The organism is Streptomyces flavofungini (assembly GCF_014650815.1).
Taxonomy (GTDB): Bacteria; Actinomycetota; Actinomycetes; order Streptomycetales; family Streptomycetaceae; genus Streptomyces; species Streptomyces flavofungini.
Genome location: NZ_BMVR01000004.1, coordinates 193,015 through 211,444, shown reverse-complemented (window position 1 = coordinate 211,444; position 18,430 = coordinate 193,015). Strand labels below are relative to the sequence as shown.

Genomic DNA, 18,430 nt, shown 5'->3' with positions numbered 1-18,430 from the left:
CCCCGATCGCGCTGCGCGCTCGTCCTCAATCGCCGGACGGGCTGAAATTCCCCCGGCGCACCCAGCCCGGCGCGGGAACCAGAGCACAACCTGTCCAGGATGCGGGACGTAGACGTCCAAGATACGGACGGAGGTGGACTGCGTCGAAAGGCGCATGCCACGCTTCCGTCATGTCTCGAGCTGGAACCGCCTTGGTGAGTCGACGTCACGTCGACCTCGGCCGCATGTCCAGCGCCATGTGTCCGGCGAGCTGAGAAACCCAGCACCGCCGCATTCCCTCTTCTGACCCCAGCCCCGCGCACCGCCGCGCCTTCTGCGCGAGTGTGCAGGTCAGAGCCGCTTTCAGCCCGCTGTGAAGGACATACACCCATGGCTGCCAACTCTGAAGACACCGCGACCGCCGCCCCCCGCGCGCCCCGGCGCAAGGCGAGCCGCCACCGTGGCGAGGGCCAGTGGGCTGTCGGTCACTTCACCCCGCTCAACGGGAACGAGCAGTTCAAGAAGGACGACGACGGTCTCAATGTGCGGACACGCATTGAGACGATCTACTCCAAGCGCGGTTTCGACTCGATCGACCCGAACGACCTGCGCGGCCGGATGCGCTGGTGGGGTCTCTACACCCAGCGCAAGCCCGGGATCGACGGCGGCAAGACCGCGATCCTGGAGCCGGAGGAGCTGGACGACGAGTACTTCATGCTGCGGGTGCGCGTCGACGGCGGCCGCCTCACCACCGACCAGCTGCGCGTGATCGGCGAGATCTCGCAGGAGTTCGCACGCGGCACCGCCGACATCACCGACCGGCAGAACATCCAGTACCACTGGATCCGCATCGAGGACATGCCGGAGATCTGGCGGCGTCTGGAGGGCGTGGGCCTGTCCACGACCGAGGCGTGCGGCGACACCCCGCGGGTGATCCTCGGCTCGCCCGTCGCGGGCATCGCCGAGGACGAGATCATCGACGGCTCGCCCGCCGTCGACGAGATCCAGCGCCGCATCGTCGGCAACCCGGCCTTCTCGAACCTGCCCCGCAAGTTCAAGTCCGCGATCTCCGGCTCGCCGCTCCTGGACGTGGCGCACGAGATCAACGACATCGCGTTCGTCGGCGTCGTCCACCCCGAGCTGGGCCCCGGCTTCGACCTGTGGGTCGGCGGCGGCCTGTCCACCAACCCCAAGATCGGCCAGCGGCTCGGCGCCTGGGTGCCCCTGGAGGACGTGGCGGACGTCTACGAGGGCGTCATCTCGATCTTCCGCGACTACGGCTACCGGCGCCTGCGCACCCGCGCGCGGCTGAAGTTCCTCGTCGCCGACTGGGGCGTGGCGAAGTTCCGCCAGGTCCTGGAGGACGAGTACCTGCTGCGCAAGCTGGCCGACGGCCCCGCCCCGGCCCAGCCCGTGCAGCGCTGGCGCGACCACGTCGGTGTGCACCGGCAGCAGGACGGCAGGTTCTACGTCGGGTTCGCCCCGCGCGTGGGCCGCGTCGACGGCACCGTGCTGACGAAGATCGCCGACCTGGCCGCGGCGCACGGCTCGGGCCGTCTGCGGACCACCGTCGAGCAGAAGATGATCGTGCTCGACGTCGCCGAGGACCAGGTCGATTCGCTGGTCGAGGGCCTGGAGTCGCTGGACCTCACGGTGCGCCCGTCGTCGTTCCGGCGCGGCACGATGGCCTGCACGGGCATCGAGTTCTGCAAGCTCGCGATCGTCGAGACGAAGGCGCGCGGCGCCTCCCTCATCGACGAACTGGAGCGCCGCATCCCGGAGTTCGACGAGCCCCTCACCATCAACATCAACGGCTGCCCGAACGCCTGCGCCCGCATCCAGGTCGCCGACATCGGCCTCAAGGGCCAGCTCGTCCTGGACGACGACGGCAACCAGGTCGAGGGCTTCCAGGTGCACCTGGGCGGCGCGCTCGGCCTGGAGGCCGGGTTCGGCCGCAAGGTGCGCGGCCTGAAGGTCACCTCCGCCGAGCTGCCGGACTACGTGGAGCGCGTGCTCAAGCGCTTCCAGGCCGAGCGCGAGGACGGCGAGCGGTTCGCCACCTGGGCGGCCCGCGCCTCCGAGGAGGCGCTGTCGTGAGCGAGCGCGCGGCCCCCTTCTACTGCCCCTACTGCGGCGACGAGGACCTGCGGCCGAACGAGCAGGGCCACGGCGCGTGGGAATGCGCGGCGTGCAACCGCGCCTTCCAGTTGAAGTTCCTCGGTCTTCTGACCCGTGGACTTCAGCGCACCGACCCTGGAGGGGAACCGATATGAGAGCCGCTCAGGAGCCTGACACAGCGACCGCGGCCGAGCTGCGCGCGCTCGCCGAGCAGGCCGGGCGCGACCTGGAGGACGCCGCCGCGCTCGACATCCTGGCCTGGGCCGCGGCCACGTTCGGCAAGCGGTTCTGCGTGACCTCGTCGATGGAGGACGCGGTGGTCGCCCACCTCGCCTCCCGCGTGCTGTCCGGCGTGGACGTGGTGTTCCTCGACACCGGATACCACTTCCCGGAGACCATCGGCACCCGGGACGCCGTCGAGGCCGTCATGGACGTCAACGTCATCACGCTCACGCCGCGCCTGACCGTGGCCGAGCAGGACGCGGCGTACGGCCCGAGGCTGCACGACCGGGACCCGGACCGGTGCTGCGCGATGCGCAAGGTCAAGCCCCTCGAAGAGGGCCTGGCCGGGTACGCCGCGTGGGCGACGGGGCTGCGCCGCGACGAGTCGCCGACCCGCGCGAACACGCCGGTCGTCGGCTGGGACGAGAAGCGCCAGAAGGTCAAGGTCTCGCCGATCGCCCGCTGGACGCAGGACGACGTGGACGCGTACGTGATCGAGCACGGCGTCCTCACCAACCCGCTGCTCATGGACGGCTACGGCTCCGTGGGCTGCGCGCCCTGCACCCGGCGCCTCCTCGACGGTGAGGACGCGCGCGCGGGACGCTGGGCGGGCCGCACCAAGACCGAATGCGGGCTGCACGGATGACGGCCCCTCAGACTCCTCACCCGCTGCGAACGTTTCAGGAGACCCACGTGACCGGAGCCACCGTCTGGCTCACGGGCCTGCCCAGCGCGGGCAAGACCACCATCGCCCACGAGCTGGCGCGGACCCTGCGCGAGGGGGGCCACCGGGTGGAGGTCCTCGACGGCGACGAGATCCGCGAGTTCCTCTCCGCGGGCCTCGGCTTCAGCCGCGAGGACCGGCACACCAATGTGCAGCGCATCGGCTTCGTCGCCGAACTCCTCGCCCGTAACGGCGTGTTGGCGCTGGTGCCGGTGATCGCGCCGTTCACGGACAGCCGCGAGGCGGTCCGCAAGCGCCACCAGCTCGGCGGCACCGCGTACTTGGAGGTGCACGTGGCCACGCCGGTGGAGGTGTGCTCCGTACGGGACGTGAAGGGCCTGTACGCCAAGCAGGCCGCGGGTGAGATATCGGGGCTCACCGGCGTCGACGACCCGTACGAGGAGCCCGAGTCGCCCGATCTGCGCATCGAGTCCCAGGACCAGACCGTGCAGGAGTCCGCGGCAGCCGTCTTCGCGCTGCTCACCGAAAGGGGTCTGGCATGACGACCGCCGCCAGCGTTCACGAAGCCGGTAACTCCGGTGACGCCGAGGGGAGTCCGGTGAGCGACAGCCCGTACGCGCTGTCGCACCTGGACGCCCTGGAGTCCGAGGCCGTGCACATCTTCCGCGAGGTCGCGGGCGAGTTCGAGCGGCCGGTGATCCTGTTCTCCGGCGGCAAGGACTCCATCGTCATGCTGCACCTGGCGCTGAAGGCCTTCACCCCGGCGCCGGTGCCCTTCGCGCTCCTGCACGTCGACACCGGGCACAACTTCCCCGAGGTCATCGAGTACCGCGACCGGGTGGTGGCCGAGCACGGCCTGCGGCTGCATGTCGCGTCCGTGCAGGACTACATCGACCGCGGTGTGCTGCGCGAGCGCCCCGACGGCACCCGCAACCCGCTGCAGACGCTGCCGCTCACCGAGAAGATCCAGGCCGAGCGGTTCGACGCGGTCTTCGGCGGCGGGCGCCGCGACGAGGAGAAGGCGCGCGCCAAGGAGCGGGTGTTCTCGCTGCGCGACGAGTTCTCGCAGTGGGACCCGCGCCGCCAGCGCCCCGAGCTGTGGCAGCTCTACAACGGCCGGCACGCCCCCGGCGAGCACGTCCGGGTGTTCCCGCTGTCCAACTGGACGGAGCTGGACGTCTGGCAGTACATCGCCCGCGAGTCCATCGAGCTGCCGGAGATCTACTTCGCGCACGAGCGGGACGTCTTCCAGCGCTCCGGGATGTGGCTGACCGCGGGCGAGTGGGGCGGCCCGAAGGACGGCGAGGACGTGGTGCGGCGCCAGGTGCGCTACCGCACGGTCGGCGACATGTCCTGCACGGGCGCCGTCGACTCCGACGCGACGACGCTCGCCGCCGTGATCACCGAGATCGCCGCGTCCCGGCTCACCGAGCGCGGCGCGACCCGCGCCGACGACAAGCTCTCCGAGGCCGCGATGGAAGACCGCAAGCGCGAGGGGTACTTCTAGCCATGACCAGCATCACCGACCACGCCGCCGGGGAACTCGCCGGTCTGTCCGCGACCACGCTGCTGCGGTTCGCCACCGCGGGCTCCGTCGACGACGGCAAGTCCACCCTCGTCGGCCGCCTCCTGCACGACTCCAAGTCGGTCCTCGCCGACCAGCTGGAGGCCGTCGAGCACGCCTCCCGCAGCCGCGGCGCCGAGGGCCCCGACCTGGCGCTGCTCACCGACGGCCTGCGCGCCGAGCGGGAGCAGGGCATCACCATCGACGTGGCGTACCGCTACTTCGCCACGCCCCGGCGCCGCTTCATCCTCGCCGACACCCCGGGCCATGTGCAGTACACCCGCAACATGGTCACCGGCGCCTCGACGGCCGACCTGGCCGTGGTCCTCGTCGACGCCCGCAACGGCGTCATCGAGCAGACCCGCCGGCACGCCGCCGTCGCGGCCCTGCTCCGCGTGCCGCACGTGGTGCTCGCCGTGAACAAGATGGACCTGGTCGCGTACGCGGAGCCGGTGTTCGCGGAGATCGCGGAGGAATTCACCGCGTACGCGGGCGAGTTGGGCGTCCCGGAGATCACCGCGATCCCCATCTCCGCCCTCACCGGGGACAACGTGGTCGAGCCGTCCTCGAACATGGACTGGTACGGCGGCCCGACGGTCCTCGAGCACCTGGAGACCGTGCCCGTCAGCCACGACCTGACGAGCTGCCACGCGCGCCTGCCGGTGCAGTACGTGATCCGGCCGCAGACCGCCGAGCACCCGGACTACCGGGGGTACGCGGGCCAGATCGCCGCGGGCACCTTCCGGGTCGGCGAGCCGGTCACGGTGCTGCCGTCGGGGCGGACCTCGAAGGTCGCGGGCATCGACCTGCTCGGCACGTCCGTGGACGTGGCGTGGACCCCGCAGTCTGTGACCGTGCTCCTGGAGGACGACATCGACGTCTCACGGGGTGATCTGATCGTCCCGAGCACTGATACGCCGCCGACGACCCAGGACATCGCGGCCACCGTCTGCCACGTGGCGGACACCCCGCTCACCGTGGGCCAGCGGGTGCTGCTCAAGCACACCACCCGCACGGTCAAGGCCATCGTGAAGCAGATCCCGTCCCGGCTCACCCTGGACGACCTGTCCCAGCATCCGAACCCGGGGCAGCTCGTGGCCAACGACATCGGCCGGGTCCTGGTGCGCACCGCGGAGCCGCTCGCGCTCGACGCGTACGCCGACTCGCGCCGCACCGGCTCGTTCCTGCTCATCGACCCGGCGGACGGCACGACGCTCGCCGCGGGCATGGCGGGCGAGGCCTTCGCCAAGGCCGAGGACGCCCACGCGGCGGCGGACGACGAGGGCTGGGACTTCTGACCATGACGGCCATCGATGTGTACGCGACGTTCGCCAAGGAGGGCGGACGCGTCGGCAGCGGCGCGCTCGGCAGCGGGCAGGGCGGGGTCGGGCGATGTGCGGCGTGACGCCCTCGGCGGGAGAGGTGCACGCGCACCGCTCGCGCGCCCACGCCCCCCGCCGTCCCTTCGCACGCAGTCGAAGATCCGCCGACATTCTCCCGGCCACGCCGTTGAGGCTGTGACCGCCGGGCCAACGAGAGGAACCCCTCCCGTGCTCGCCTACCGCTCGTCCCGCACCGTCCGCCGTCGCGGCGCCCTCGGCGCCGCCGCCGTGCTCCCCCTGCTCGCGCTGACCCTCTCCGCCTGCGGCTACGGCTCGGAGTCCGACTCGAACGACAGCGGCAAGGCCAAGATCGCCGCCAACGCGAAGAAGATCGAGGGCCTGGACACGGTGAAGATCGGATACTTCCCGAACCTCACCCACGGCACGGCCCTGGTGGGCGACCAGGAGGGCATCCTGCAGCGGGAGCTGGGCGGCACCAAGGCGTCGTACGCGCAGTTCAACGCCGGTCCCTCGGAGATCGAGGCGCTGAACTCGAAGTCCATCGACATCGGCTGGATCGGCCCGTCCCCGGCCATCAACGGCTACACCAGGTCCGAGGGCGAGAACCTGCGCATCATCGGCGGTTCGGCGTCCGGCGGCGTGAAGCTCGTGGTGAACCCCAAGAAGGTCAAGTCCCTCGACGACGTCAAGGGCAAGAAGATCGCGACGCCGCAGCTCGGCAACACCCAGGACGTGGCCTTCCTCAACTGGGTGCGGGAGAAGGGCTGGAAGGTCGACGCACAGAGCGGCAAGGGCGATGTGTCGGTGGTCCGCACCGACAACAAGATCACCCCGGACGCGTACAAGTCCGGCTCGATCGACGGCGCCTGGGTGCCGGAGCCGACCGCGTCCAAGCTGGTCGCCGAGGGCGGCAAGGTGCTCCTGGACGAGTCCGACCTGTGGCCGGACAAGAAGTTCGTGATCACCAACATCATCGTGTCGCAGGAGTTCCTGAAGAAGCACCCGAAGGTCGTCGAGGCGGTGCTCCGGGGCTCGGTGAAGACGAACCAGTTCATCAAGGAGAACCCGGAGAAGGCGAAGGCGGCGGCCAACGCCAAGCTGAAGCAGCTCTCCGGCAAGGCGCTGCCGCCCGAGGTCATCGACCCTGCCTGGAAGTCGATCCAGTTCACCGACGACCCGCTGGCCGCGACGCTCGACACCGAGGCCGACCACGCGGTCAGGGCGGGCCTCCTCGAGGAGCCCGACCTGAAGGGCATCTACGACCTGAAGCCGCTCGGCAAGGTCCTGAAGGCAGCGGGCAGGCCCGCGGTCGACGACGCCGGACTCGGCGTCAAGTAGTCGCAACCCAGAGCCAGTTCAGGGATCCCAGGAGGTGACGACCATGGCCACCACGCTCGTCAAGACCATCGGCGGCGAGGCCGGAACGCGCGATGTCGCAGCCCGCATCGAGCACGTCTCGAAGTCCTTCGCCACACCGGCGGGGCAGCAGCTCGTCCTCGACGACATCACGCTCGACGTCGCGCGCGGCGAGTTCGTCACCCTCCTGGGAGCCTCCGGGTGCGGCAAGTCGACGCTGCTGAACCTCGCGGCCGGGCTCGACCGGCCCACCGCGGGCACCATCGCCACCGACGGGCGGCCCGCCCTGATGTTCCAGGAGCACGCGCTGTTCCCGTGGCTGACCGCGGGCAAGAACATCGAGCTGGCCCTGCGGCTGCGGGGCGTACCGAAGGCCGAACGGCGGCCCAGGGCCGAGGAACTGCTCACTCTCGTCCGCCTCCAGGGCGCGCACGGCAAGCGGGTGCACGAGCTGTCCGGCGGCATGCGCCAGCGCGTCGCGCTGGCCCGCGCGCTCGCCCAGGACAGCCAGCTCCTGCTGATGGACGAGCCGTTCGCCGCGCTCGACGCCATCACCCGGGACGTCCTGCACGACGAGCTGATGCGCATCTGGCGCGAGACCGGCGTCTCGGTCCTGTTCGTCACGCACAACGTCCGCGAGGCGGTACGGCTCGCCCAGCGCGTCGTGCTGCTCTCGTCCCGGCCCGGCCGGGTGGCGCGCGAGTGGAACGTCGACATCGACCAGCCGCGGCGCATCGAGGACGCGGCCGTGGCGGAGCTCTCCGTCGAGATCACCGAACAACTGCGTGGGGAGATCCGCCGCCATGGGCAGCACTGACACGACGACGCCCGCCAAGACGGGCGGCCCGGCGGACGCGCACGACCTGGCCGGTCTGGAGGCGGGCCTGGACGCGCTCGACACCGTCCAGACGCGGCGCACCCCGCTGCGCGAGACCCTGGTCCAGAAGGTCCTGCCGCCGGTCACCGCCGTGGTCCTCGTCCTCGTGGTCTGGCAGATCCTGGTCTGGGCGAAGGTCACCGACGACTACAAGCTGCCCGCCCCATCGGCGGTGTGGGACGAGGTCGAGGCGGCCTGGCGGCAGGGCATCCTGCTCGACTACATCTGGACCAGCGTCGAGCGCGGCCTGTTCGGCTTCCTGATGGCCCTCGCCATCGGCACCCCGCTCGGCCTGATCGTGGCGCGGATCCGCTTCGTGCGGGCGGCCATCGGCCCGATCCTGTCCGGCCTGCAGTCGCTGCCCTCGGTGGCGTGGGTGCCGCCCGCGGTGATCTGGCTGGGCCTCAACGACTCCATGATGTACGCGGTGATCCTGCTCGGCGCGGTCCCCTCCATCGCCAACGGCCTGGTCGCGGGCGTCGACCAGATCCCGCCGCTGTTCCTGCGGGCCGGCCGCACCCTCGGCGCGCAGGGGCTGCGCAGCGCCTGGCACATCGTCATGCCCGCGGCGCTGCCCGGTTACGTGGCGGGCCTGAAGCAGGGCTGGGCGTTCTCCTGGCGCTCCCTGATGGCCGCGGAGATCATCGCGCAATCCCCCGACCTGGGCATCGGCCTCGGCCAGCTCCTCGAAGCGGGCCGCACCAACAGCAGCATGTCCCAGGTCTTCCTCGCCATCCTGCTCATCCTGATCGTCGGCATCGCCATCGACCTGCTCATCTTCAGTCCCCTGGAGCGGTGGGTGCTGCGCAGCCGCGGCCTGCTGGTGAAGAGCTGATCCCATGCACCCCGCACCCCGCACCCCCCGCCCCGCACGGACGCCCCGGGCGCCGCATGCGCCCCGGCCCGTCCTGCTGGTCGTCGCCCACGGCAGCCGCGACCCGCGGCACGCCGCGACGGTACGGGACCTGCTGAGCACCGTCCGCCGCCTGCGCCCCGGCCTGCGCGTCGAGGTGGGCTTCCTGGACTTCAACACCCCCTCGGTGCCCGCCGTGCTCGACTCCCTCGCCGAGGAGGGGGTACGGGACGTCGTCGCCCTGCCCCTGCTGCTCACCCGCGCCTTCCACGCCAAGGCCGACATCCCGGCGGTGCTGCGGGCGGCGCCGCCGGGCCTGCGGGTACGGCAGGCGGGGGTGCTCGGGCCCTCGCCGCTGCTGCTCGCGGCGCTGGAGACACGGCTGTACGAGGCGGGGCTCGACCCCGCCGACAAGCCCACGACCGGGGTCGTCCTGGCCTCGGCGGGCTCCACCGACCCGGAGGCGATCGCAGTGATCGCTGAAATCGCGCGGGAGTGGCGGCACACCGGTTGGTGCGCCGTGCGGCCTGCGTTCGCCTCCGCGACTCTTCCCCGCACGGAACAGGCGGTGCGCCTGCTGCGGGGGACGCCCGGGGTGCGCCGGGTGGCCGTAGCGCCGTACGTCCTGGCCCCGGGCTTTCTGCCCGACCGGATAGCCCGGGGCGCGGCCGAGGCGGACGTCCTCGCGGACGTGCTGGGGGACTCCCCGCTGGTCGCCCGCCTCCTCCTGGACCGCTTCGACTCGTGCCGCCGCTTCGCGGCGGATCTTTCCCACCCGCCCACCCGTACGGGGAACATCACGGCACCGCCGCAGCCAGGGTGGCACCCCCCGCTGTCGGCAGCGGGCTGACACCCCGAGAGGGACACGGGGTCACCCTGACCTGATCTTGCCCAGGCCCCCGGCCAGAAACCGCTTGCGGTGGCCCCCACCCCCCAATACCGTCTCGCGGATGACGTCCGAGCCGTCCTCCCCCGAACTGAGGTCCGAGCGCCTCGTGCTCTCCGCCTATGTCGCGTCCGACGAGTCGGACTTCGTGGCGCTGTTCCAGGACGAGGCCGTGGGCAGCTGGTTCGGCGAGGGGATGCGCAGCGCGGACGAGGACCGGGCGCTGTTCGCGCGGCTGTTCCGCCTGGTGTACGCGGAGAAGCGCTTCCCGGTGTGGGCGGTGCGGCACGAGGGCCGGTACGCGGGGCACGCGGAGATCAAGCCGTCGCCCGAGCCGTGGCTGGACGGGCAGGAGATCGTGTACGGGCTGTCCCGGGACAGTTGGGGCCTCGGCCTCGGCACGGAGCTGGCGCGGCTGCTCACCGACCACGGGCACCGCGCGCTCGGCCTGGCCGAGGTGCACGCCACCGTCGACGCGCTGAACACGCCGTCCGTGGCGGTCCTGAAGCGGCTCGGCTACACGCAGAGCCGCGAGGTGCGGGAGGACGACGGGAGCACGACGCTCCAGTTCACGTCACGAGCGGAACACTGGCCGACGTAAAACAGCCGCCCAAAGCCCCCGCCCTTCAAGCGGCCCACCGGGCAGCCCCTACCCCTTGTCCACCAGCGCCGCCAACTCCCCCACCGCCATCGACCCGGCCTCCCGACGCTCCCGCGCGAACTCGTTCGCCAGCCTCTGCAGCACGTCGTTCACCGGCGTCGGAACCCCGTGCAGCCGCCCCAGCAGCGCGATCTCCCCGTTGAGATAGTCGGCCTCGATCGTGCCGGTCCCCCGGCTGAGGCTCTGCCACGAAGAGCCGCCCCCGCGCGTGGCGCCGGGGAGCGGTTCGAGCGTGACGCGGTCTCCGCGGCTCTCCCGCTGCTCCTGCTCGCCGACCGCGTCGACCCCCGCGGCGGCCAGCACCGCCTCGCCCTCGGCGCGGGCGCGCCGGTAGAGGGCGACGGCGTCCTCGTCGGTGAGGGGTCCCACCAGCGCCTCGACGGCGTTGGCGAGGTTGGCGAGGAGCTTGCCGTACTTCCAGCGCAGCACGTCGGCGACCACGGGCGCGAGCAGCTTGGCGCTCTCCAGGTCGGCGGCGACGCGGCGCGCGGTGTCGTCGGTGCCCGCCGGATAGCGGCCGAGGTGCAGGATGCCCGTGCAGGGGGCACCGGCGGCGGAGACGGTGCCGGGTTCGACGTACGTGGCGGGCAGGAACACGCACATGCCGTACACGCGGCGGAAGCGGCGCAGCGCCATCCGCTCGCTCTCGACGCCGTTCTGCGCGCAGATCAGCGGCAGCGCCTCGGCGGCGGTGCCGCCGCCCGCGACGGGCCGGGTGCTCCAGGCGGTGAGGGCGGCTTCGGCGTCCTGGGTCTTCACGGCGAGGACGAGGACGTCGTCGGCGCGCAGTTCGCCGAGTTCGGCGGGGTCCTGGACGACGGGCGGCCGGTGGGTGCGGGTGCCGTCGGGCGTCCTGAGGGTGAGCCCGCGCTCCCGCAGCGCCTCGTGGTGCGCGCCGCGCGCGACCAGGACGACCTCGTGCCCCGCCTCGGCGAGGCGCCCGCCGACGCTGCCGCCGATGGCCCCCGCTCCGATGATGATGTAGCGCATGACGCGAGCCTCGCACAGCGAACAGGTGAACGGTCAAGATCTTTCCGTATCTTGACCTTGCCCTCCAGGTCCTGTCGTCCGAGGTCCGAACCCCGCCTCCGCAGCCTTGACCTTGCCCCAGGGGCAGACTTCACGCTCCCGCCATGGACAGCGACGACTACCTGACCCAGAGCCCGTACACCGCCCCGGGCCCCCGCCTCGACTCCCTCCTCGGCGCCACCCCGCTCCCCCGCGACCCCGCCGCGCTCGGCGCCCTCGTGCGCGGCGTCGTCCTGCACCGCGAGGAGGGCGACAGGTTCGGCTACGCGGTGCCCGAGGAGCGCATGAACGAGGACGCCGAGTCGCGGTACGCCGCCGATCTCCTGCGCATCCTGGCCGAGCGCGGCACCACCCCGCTGACCGAGCCCCGGGAGCCCGCGGCGCGATTCGTCGGCACCTGCCGGGACTTCGCGCTGCTGCTGTGCTCGCTGCTGCGGGCGACCGGCACCCCGGCACGGCTGCGGTGCGGCTACGGCACGTACTTCCAGCCGGGGTTCCACGACAACCACTGGGTGACCGAGTTCTGGACGGCCGGGCGCGGCTGGGTCGTCGCGGACGCGCAGCTCCTGGTGGAGGTCACGCTGGGCAGCGGTCTGTACGACATCTCCTTCGACCCCATGGACGTACCACGTGATCAGTTCGTGGTGGCCGGGACCGCGTGGCGGGCGTGCCGGGAGGGGCGGGCGGACCCGGACACGTTCGGGGTGAGCACCGTCCCGGAGATCAGGGGGCTCGCCCTGGTGCGCGCCGACGTGGTGGCGGATCTGGCGGCGCTCGGCGGTACGGAGCCGCTGCCGTGGGACGGCTGGGGCGTGATGGAGAAGGAGAACGAGGAGGTCACGGACGCGGAGCTCGCGCTGCTCGACGAGGTGGCCGCGGTCACCGAGGCCGCCGGGCGGGCGCCGGACGCCCGGCGGCCGGACGGGGTGCGCCGCCTGCTCGCGGATCCGCGCCTGGCCGTCCCGGCCGAGGTCGTGTCGCACACCACGTACTGCGGGGTGCGCACGGTCAGCCTGTCGGGGGCGGCTCGGGGGTGAACGGGGTGCCCTGATGGAACCAGAGCAGCCAGCCGTCGTCGGTGCGCCGCCACAGGGAACTGCGGTGCGCCAGGCGGCCGTTGGTGTCGGTGTCGAAGGTCAGGTGCACGACGCCCTCGGCGACCTGGACGCCCCGCATGCGGGAGGTCGTGGTGGGGCGGCCGCCCGGCTCGGGCCGGGCGGTGAGCACCTTGACGATCGACTCGCGGTCCCAGCGGGCCCCGGACGCGCCGAACTCGGTGAACTCCGGGTGCAGGAGTGCGCCGAACAGCGCGGGCGAGGCCCGTACTTCCGGGTCGAGCAGCCGCAGCTCGTTCTCGATGGCGGCCTCGACGGCGGGCGAGCGGTCGGGCAGATCGGGCAGGCCGGGTGGGGCGGGCGTGTCAGGCATCGGTCAGCTCCACGAGCTTGGAGACGGTGTTCCAGTTGCGGCTGGTGGCGATGAGGCCCTTGGTGAGTGCGGGGCGCGCGAGGGCCTCGCCGAGCTTGGAGCGGCCGAGGCCGTCGGGGGCGTACAGGTACAGCGCGCGGTCGCCGAGGCGGAACTCCTCCGGCAGGAAGGCCGCTTGGTCGATGTCGGCGTACCGGGCGGCGTCGACGGGTGCGGAGAAGTACGTGACGTGCAGTTGCTTGCCCTCCAGCGCGGCGGCGGGAAAGGGGCAGCCGTCGGCCACGGCCCGCAGATAGTCCGCGTCCCGCACCAGGACGTCCACGGTGAACCCGAATTCCACCGCCAGGGCCGCGCTCAGCTCGGCGGCGAGGCTCTCCTCGTCGCCGTGGTCCGCGGTGAAGACGGCGTTGCCGCTCTGCAGATAGGTCCGTACGCCGCTGTGGCCGAGTCCTTCGAGGAGCGGGCGCAGGCGTGCCATCGGCACCTTCCTGCTGCCGCCCACATTGATGCCGCGCAGCAGGGCCGCGTAGATCTTCGTCGCCATGCGCACACGATAAGGCGGCCGCCGTGCCCCGTGGGGGTGGGCACGACGACCGCCGGCTTCGGGGCGGGATCCGGCGGGCCGGGCCGGGCACCGCCGCCCCGACCCGCCGGACCTGCCCTAGCAGGCCGTGATTACTCCACGACCTTCAGGAGCTTGTTGGGCGTGCCCTCGCTCGGGTTGGAGATCTTGTCCGGCGTGGCACCGTCGGTCAGGGCCTTGGCGACGGCGTCGGGGGCGGCGTCCTTGTGGGCGCCGAGGTAGACGGCCGCGGCGCCGACGACGTGCGGGGTCGCCATCGAGGTGCCGGAGATCGTCTTGGTGGCGTCGTCGCCGGTGTTCCAGGCGGACGTGATGTCCGAGCCCGGGGCGTAGATGTCCACGACCGAGCCGAAGTTGGAGAAGTCCGACTGCTCGTCGTCCTTGGTCGAGGAGGCGACCGTGATGGCCTCCTTGACGCGGGCCGGGGAGCCCTGGCTCGCGTCGCTCGACTCGTTGCCCGCGGCCACACCGAAGGTGACACCGGAGGCGATGGACTTCTTGACGGCCTCGTCCAGGGCCTCGTCGGCGCCGCCGCCGAGGCTCATGTTGGCGACGGAGGGGCCCTGGTGGTTCTTGGTGACCCAGTCGATGCCCGCGACGACCTGCTCGGTGGTGCCGGAGCCCTGGTCGTCCAGGACGCGGACGGCGACGATCTTCGCCTTCTTGGCGACGCCGTGCGCGTCACCGGCGATGGTGCCCGCGACGTGGGTGCCGTGGCCGTTGCCGTCGTCGGCGTTGTCGTCGTTGTCGATCGCGTCGAAGCCGGAGCTGGCGCGGCCGCCGAAGTCCTTGTGGCTGACGCGGACGCCGGTGTCGATGACGTACGCGGTGACGCCCTCGCCCGCGGCGTCGGGGTACGTGTACTTCTTGTCGCCGGCCGTGTCGGCCTGGTCGATGCGGTCCAGGCCCCACGACGGCGGGTTGTCCTGGGTGGCGTCGATCGAGAACTTCTTGCTCTGCACGACCTTGCCGACGGCCGGGTCGGCGGCGAGGCGCTTGGCCTCGGTCTCGGTCAGGCTCTTGGCGGCGAAGCCGTTGACGGCCGAGGAGTAGTTGCGGCTGAGCTTGCCGCCGTACTCCTGGGCGAGGTCGGACTTGGCGTCCTTGTCGGCCTTCTCGTCGAGCAGCACGATGTAGCTGCCCTCGATGGCGCCCTTGGCGTCGGCGCCGTAGACCTTGCCCTCGGCGGGAGTCGACGCACCTGCGAACGATCCGGCGAAGATGGTCACGCCGACCGCGGTGGCGGCGGTGGCTATCGCCGCGGTCAGCTTCATCGTGCGAGCACGCTTGTGAGTTGCCATGAAGAGGGGTCTCCTCGTGGTGCGTTGTGGGGGGATGTGGGGGGATTCAAAGCTTTTCGTGCCGTGCGCAGCCATGGCTGCGGCGCCCGGGGAACTCCGAAAGAACTGAAGATCTTTGGGCGTTGGGACGAAACCTTGTCTGAATGACGCGCGCAGATCAATACCTTCATACGCCTGTGACTTGTTCAACAAGGTTCCGTAATAACAAAAAGGGTTCGCAGTGGCAGATCGGACACGATGGAACGTATACATCCGCCTGAGCGGCTCCGGCACGCCTGTTTCGGGACCCTTCCCCGGTGTGTGTAGGTGCCAAGTCCCCGATAGATGTAGGGGGCTTGAGTGGCCCCTCTCCTCCCACGGTCGGGCCGCGCGTCACCTGCGGGCACGATGAGCCGTCGGCCGTACCGCCCTAGCGTCGAGAACAAGGTGGTGGCACGGTGCCGCCGCCACACGACGGGGGGCGGACGCCATCATGAGCAGCGCAGGGACACCCGTGCGGGGCTTCGCCGCGCGAGCCGGGGGCTGGAGCGCACGCCACCGCTGGGCGGCGGTCGGCATCTGGGTCCTGTTCGTCGTCCTCGCCATGGGCGTCGGTTCGGCCGTGGGCCGGGCCGAGGCGCCGGAGGGCGGCCTGAAGGGCGAGACCAGCCAGGCGCAGCGGATCACCGACGACGCGGGCGTCGAGGAGCCCACCGGCGAGACGGTGCTCGTGCAGACCCGCGGCGACGACGGACCGAAGGCCACCGACCCGCGCTTCCGCGCCGCTGTCGACGACGTCGTCGAGGCGGTGCGAGGCACCGGCGAGACCTCGGCCGTCACCTCCCCCTACACGTCCGGCACGGTCTCCAAGGACAACCGCAGCGCCCTGGTCCAGGTCGACCTGCGCGGCGACCCCGACGACTCCGGCGACCGGATCGACCCGGTCCTGAAGGCCGTCGAGGGCGTGGCGGACCGGCACGAGGACGCGGGGCTGCGGATCGAGGAGATCGGCGGCGCCAGCATGGAGAAGACGTTCGACGACGCCTTCGGCAACGACTTCGAGCAGGCCGAGTACTCCGCCGTGCCGGTGGCCTTCGGCATTCTGCTGATCGCGTTCGGCGCCCTGGTCGCGGCGCTGCTCCCGGTGCTGCTCGCGATGTCCGCGATCGTGGCGACGATGGGCCTGATGGCGCTGGTGAGCCATGTGCAGCCGATGAGCGACGTGGCGAACTCGGTGATGCTGCTCGTCGGGCTCGCCGTCGGCGTCGACTACTGCCTGTTCTATCTGCGGCGCGAACGCGAGGAGCGGGAGAAGGGCCGCGACCCGCAGACGGCGCTGCGGATCGCCGCGGCGACCAGCGGCCGGGCCGTGGTCGTCTCCGGCATCACGGTGTGCGTGGCGATGGCGGGCATGCTCTTCACCGGCATCACCGACTTCGAGGCGATGGGCCTGGCTTCGCTGATGGTGGTGGCGGTGGCGATGGTCGGCTCGGTGACCGTCCTGCCGGCGCTGCTCTCGCTGCTCGGCGAGCGGGTGGAGAAGGGGCGGCTGCCGTTCCTGCGGCGCCGGGCGCGGTCCGGCCGGGCGGACGCGGGCGGGAGCAGGCTGTGGCGGGCCGTGGTCGGCGGGGTGCTGCGGCGGCCGCTGCTCTGGACGGTGGCCTCGGCGGGCGTGCTCGCGGCGATCGCGCTGCCCGCGCTCGGCATGAAGACCCAGGAGCTGACCCTGGACCAGGAGTTCGGCGACTCACTGCCGATCGTGGCGACGTACGAGCGGGTGAACGAGGCGTTCCCCGGTGGCGCGGAGCCGGCCGAAGTGGTCGTGAAGGCGGACGACATCGGCGCACCGGCCGTCACCAAGGCCATCGCCGACTTCCGCGCCCGGGCGGTCGGTTCCGGCGCGTCGCAGGGGCCGGTGGAGGTGGCCCTGCACAAGAAGGAGAACGTGGCCGTCCTGAGCGTGCCGCTGATCGGCGGCTCCGACCAGGACGAGGCGGCGAAGAGCCTGGCCCTGATCCGCGACGAGGTGCGGCCCGCGACCCTCGGCCGGGTGGACGGCGTCGAGGCGCCCGTGACCGGGCAGGTCGCCTCCTCCCACGACTTCAACGAACAGATCAGCTCGTCCGTGCCGCCCGTGTTCGCCTTCGTGGTCGTCTTCGCCTTCCTGCTGATGCTGCTGTCCTTCCGTTCCCTCGCCGTCGCGATCACCTCGATCCTGCTCAACCTCCTCTCCGTCGGGGCGGCCTACGGCATCCTCGTCATGGTCTTCCAGCACGGCTGGGGCGCGTCCCTGGTCGGCGCGGAGGGGGTGGGCGCGATCGTCGCGTGGCTGCCGCTGTTCCTCTTCGTGATCCTGTTCGGCCTGTCGATGGACTACCACGTGTTCGTGGTCTCGCGGATCCGGGAGGCGCGGCTGCAGGGGCGTACGACACGGGACGCGATCGCGCACGGCGTCGTCACCACCGCGGGCGTGGTGACCAGCGCGGCCGTCATCATGGTGGCGGTGTTCGCGATCTTCGGGACGCTGTCCATGCAGTCGATGAAGCAGATGGGTGTCGGCCTCGCGGCCGCCGTCCTCATCGACGCCACCGTGATCCGCGGGGTGCTGCTGCCGGCCGTGATGGCGCTGCTCGACGAGCGGAACTGGTATCTGCCGCGCTGGCTGCGGTGGCTGCCCGATCTCTCCCACGACGAGCCGGACGCAGCCGGGACCGCCCCGGCCGCGGCGCCGGAGTCCCCCCGTACGCGCACCACGGCAGGAAGTACTGGGTGACGGGCCCCATCGCGAGCGCGTAGAGCACGGTCCCCACCCCCACGCTCCCGCCGAGCAGCCAGCCCACGGCGAGCACGGCGATCTCGATCAGGGTGCGCACGAACCGGATGGAGCGTCCGGTCGCGGCGGCCAGGCCGGTCATCAGGCCGTCCCTCGGCCCCGGCCCGAACCGGGCACCCACGTAGACCGCGACGGAGAGCCCGTTCGCGAGGATCCCCACCATCAGAAGACCGATCCGGGTCCCCAGGCCCAGGTCCGCCGGTACCAGCCAGAGGCCGAGGTCGGACGTGTACGCCACCACCACGACATTGGCGCCCGTGCCGAACCTCGGCCGCTGTCTGAGCGGGATCCACAGCAGCAGCACGAGGGCGCCGACCACGGCACTGACGGTCCCGAAGCTCAGCGGGGTGTGGCGCTCGACGCCCTGGTTCAGCACGCTCCAGGGGCTGACGCCGAGCCCGGCGCGGACCATGACGCCGATGCTGAGGCCGTAGAGGGCGAGGCCGAGGAGGAGTGGGGGCAGACGGCGCAGGGGGCGGTGGGTGAGGGGGAGGTAGGTGAGCGGGGGTGGGGCGGGGGTGCGGGGATCGGGCCGGTCGGGGGTGGTGTCGGGCGTGGTGTGGGTGTGGGTGTGGGTGTCGGTGTCGCTGCCGCTGTCGGCGTGGTGCCGCATGCCGGGGTGCCTCCACAGATGTTCGTACGCCGCGTCGGCTGTTCGTACGCCGCGTCGGCGCCGCGAGGCCCATGCCTCACGGCCCCTGCCTCAAGACGCGTGCCTCAAGGCCAATGACGG

Annotated in this window: 17 protein-coding genes and 1 pseudogene; 13 read left to right on the top strand and 5 right to left on the bottom strand. The window is 71.7% G+C overall.

Annotated features, from left to right (window positions below; genetic code table 11):
• Positions 1 to 369 precede the first annotated feature (369 nt).
• From IE274_RS11225 to IE274_RS11175, 11 genes are all read left to right on the top strand, one after another.
• On the top strand, positions 370 to 2,076 hold the full coding sequence (locus tag IE274_RS11225) for a nitrite/sulfite reductase (protein WP_190115515.1): 1,707 nt from the start codon (positions 370 to 372) through the stop codon (positions 2,074 to 2,076).
• On the top strand, positions 2,073 to 2,252 hold the full coding sequence (locus IE274_RS11220) for a hypothetical protein (RefSeq protein ID WP_190115514.1): 180 nt from the start codon (positions 2,073 to 2,075) through the stop codon (positions 2,250 to 2,252). Before IE274_RS11225 ends, IE274_RS11220 begins: the two co-directional genes overlap by 4 nt.
• Entirely contained in the window at positions 2,249 to 2,965 is a 717-nt protein-coding gene (locus IE274_RS11215; protein WP_190115513.1) for a phosphoadenylyl-sulfate reductase, read from the top strand. Before IE274_RS11220 ends, IE274_RS11215 begins: the two co-directional genes overlap by 4 nt.
• Positions 2,962 to 3,546 carry an adenylyl-sulfate kinase gene (gene cysC / locus IE274_RS11210; protein ID WP_190115512.1) on the top strand — a complete coding sequence of 195 codons (585 nt, stop codon included), beginning with the start codon at positions 2,962 to 2,964 and terminating at the stop codon, positions 3,544 to 3,546. Before IE274_RS11215 ends, cysC begins: the two co-directional genes overlap by 4 nt.
• Complete coding sequence (cysD, locus tag IE274_RS11205; protein ID WP_229909460.1) at positions 3,543 to 4,511, top strand: sulfate adenylyltransferase subunit CysD; 969 nt, start codon at positions 3,543 to 3,545, stop codon at positions 4,509 to 4,511. The genes cysC and cysD overlap by 4 nt, the downstream gene beginning before the upstream one ends.
• Positions 4,512 to 4,513: 2 nt before the next feature.
• Complete coding sequence (locus IE274_RS11200) at positions 4,514 to 5,866, top strand: sulfate adenylyltransferase subunit 1 (RefSeq protein ID WP_190115511.1); 1,353 nt, start codon at positions 4,514 to 4,516, stop codon at positions 5,864 to 5,866.
• 252 nt (positions 5,867 to 6,118) lie between these two features.
• Positions 6,119 to 7,249, top strand: coding sequence for an ABC transporter substrate-binding protein (locus IE274_RS11195; protein WP_190115510.1), 1,131 nt, complete (start codon positions 6,119 to 6,121; stop codon positions 7,247 to 7,249).
• Positions 7,250 to 7,292: 43 nt separating this feature from the next.
• A complete protein-coding gene (locus IE274_RS11190) occupies positions 7,293 to 8,084 on the top strand; it encodes an ABC transporter ATP-binding protein (protein ID WP_190115509.1) in 792 nt (263 codons plus the stop codon).
• A complete protein-coding gene (locus IE274_RS11185) occupies positions 8,071 to 8,979 on the top strand; it encodes an ABC transporter permease (protein WP_190115508.1) in 909 nt (302 codons plus the stop codon). Before IE274_RS11190 ends, IE274_RS11185 begins: the two co-directional genes overlap by 14 nt.
• Before the next feature lie 4 nt (positions 8,980 to 8,983).
• Positions 8,984 to 9,847, top strand: a complete 864-nt coding sequence (locus IE274_RS11180; protein WP_229909459.1) for a sirohydrochlorin chelatase — start codon at positions 8,984 to 8,986, stop codon at positions 9,845 to 9,847.
• Positions 9,848 to 9,947: 100 nt separating this feature from the next.
• Entirely contained in the window at positions 9,948 to 10,484 is a 537-nt protein-coding gene (locus IE274_RS11175; protein ID WP_190115507.1) for a GNAT family N-acetyltransferase, read from the top strand.
• A gap of 48 nt (positions 10,485 to 10,532) precedes the next feature.
• On the opposite strand, the gene IE274_RS11170 is transcribed toward IE274_RS11175, so the two are convergent.
• A complete protein-coding gene (locus IE274_RS11170) occupies positions 10,533 to 11,534 on the bottom strand; it encodes a ketopantoate reductase family protein (RefSeq protein ID WP_190115506.1) in 1,002 nt (333 codons plus the stop codon).
• Between the two features lie 143 nt (positions 11,535 to 11,677).
• On the opposite strand from IE274_RS11170, the gene IE274_RS11165 reads away from it, so the two are divergent.
• A complete protein-coding gene (locus tag IE274_RS11165) occupies positions 11,678 to 12,610 on the top strand; it encodes a transglutaminase-like domain-containing protein (RefSeq protein WP_190115505.1) in 933 nt (310 codons plus the stop codon).
• Here the strand turns inward: IE274_RS11165 and IE274_RS11160 are convergent.
• The 3 genes from IE274_RS11160 to IE274_RS11150 form a co-directional block, all read right to left on the bottom strand.
• Positions 12,582 to 13,001, bottom strand: coding sequence for a nuclear transport factor 2 family protein (locus IE274_RS11160; protein WP_229909458.1), 420 nt, complete (start codon positions 12,999 to 13,001; stop codon positions 12,582 to 12,584). The genes IE274_RS11165 and IE274_RS11160 overlap by 29 nt on opposite strands.
• Positions 12,994 to 13,545, bottom strand: a complete 552-nt coding sequence (locus IE274_RS11155) for a DUF1697 domain-containing protein (RefSeq protein WP_190115504.1) — start codon at positions 13,543 to 13,545, stop codon at positions 12,994 to 12,996. The genes IE274_RS11160 and IE274_RS11155 overlap by 8 nt, the downstream gene beginning before the upstream one ends.
• A gap of 131 nt (positions 13,546 to 13,676) precedes the next feature.
• Positions 13,677 to 14,885, bottom strand: coding sequence for a S8 family peptidase (locus tag IE274_RS11150; RefSeq protein WP_190115503.1), 1,209 nt, complete (start codon positions 14,883 to 14,885; stop codon positions 13,677 to 13,679).
• Between the two features lie 472 nt (positions 14,886 to 15,357).
• On the opposite strand from IE274_RS11150, the gene IE274_RS11145 reads away from it, so the two are divergent.
• Positions 15,358 to 17,637 (top strand): MMPL family transporter, encoded by a 2,280-nt coding sequence (locus IE274_RS11145; protein ID WP_190115502.1) that lies wholly within the window; start codon positions 15,358 to 15,360, stop codon positions 17,635 to 17,637.
• A 37-nt stretch (positions 17,638 to 17,674) separates the two neighbouring features.
• Here the strand turns inward: IE274_RS11145 and IE274_RS40555 are convergent.
• A pseudogene (locus IE274_RS40555) lies at positions 17,675 to 18,109 on the bottom strand (YczE/YyaS/YitT family protein); the annotation flags it as partial.
• Positions 18,110 to 18,430 lie beyond the last annotated feature (321 nt).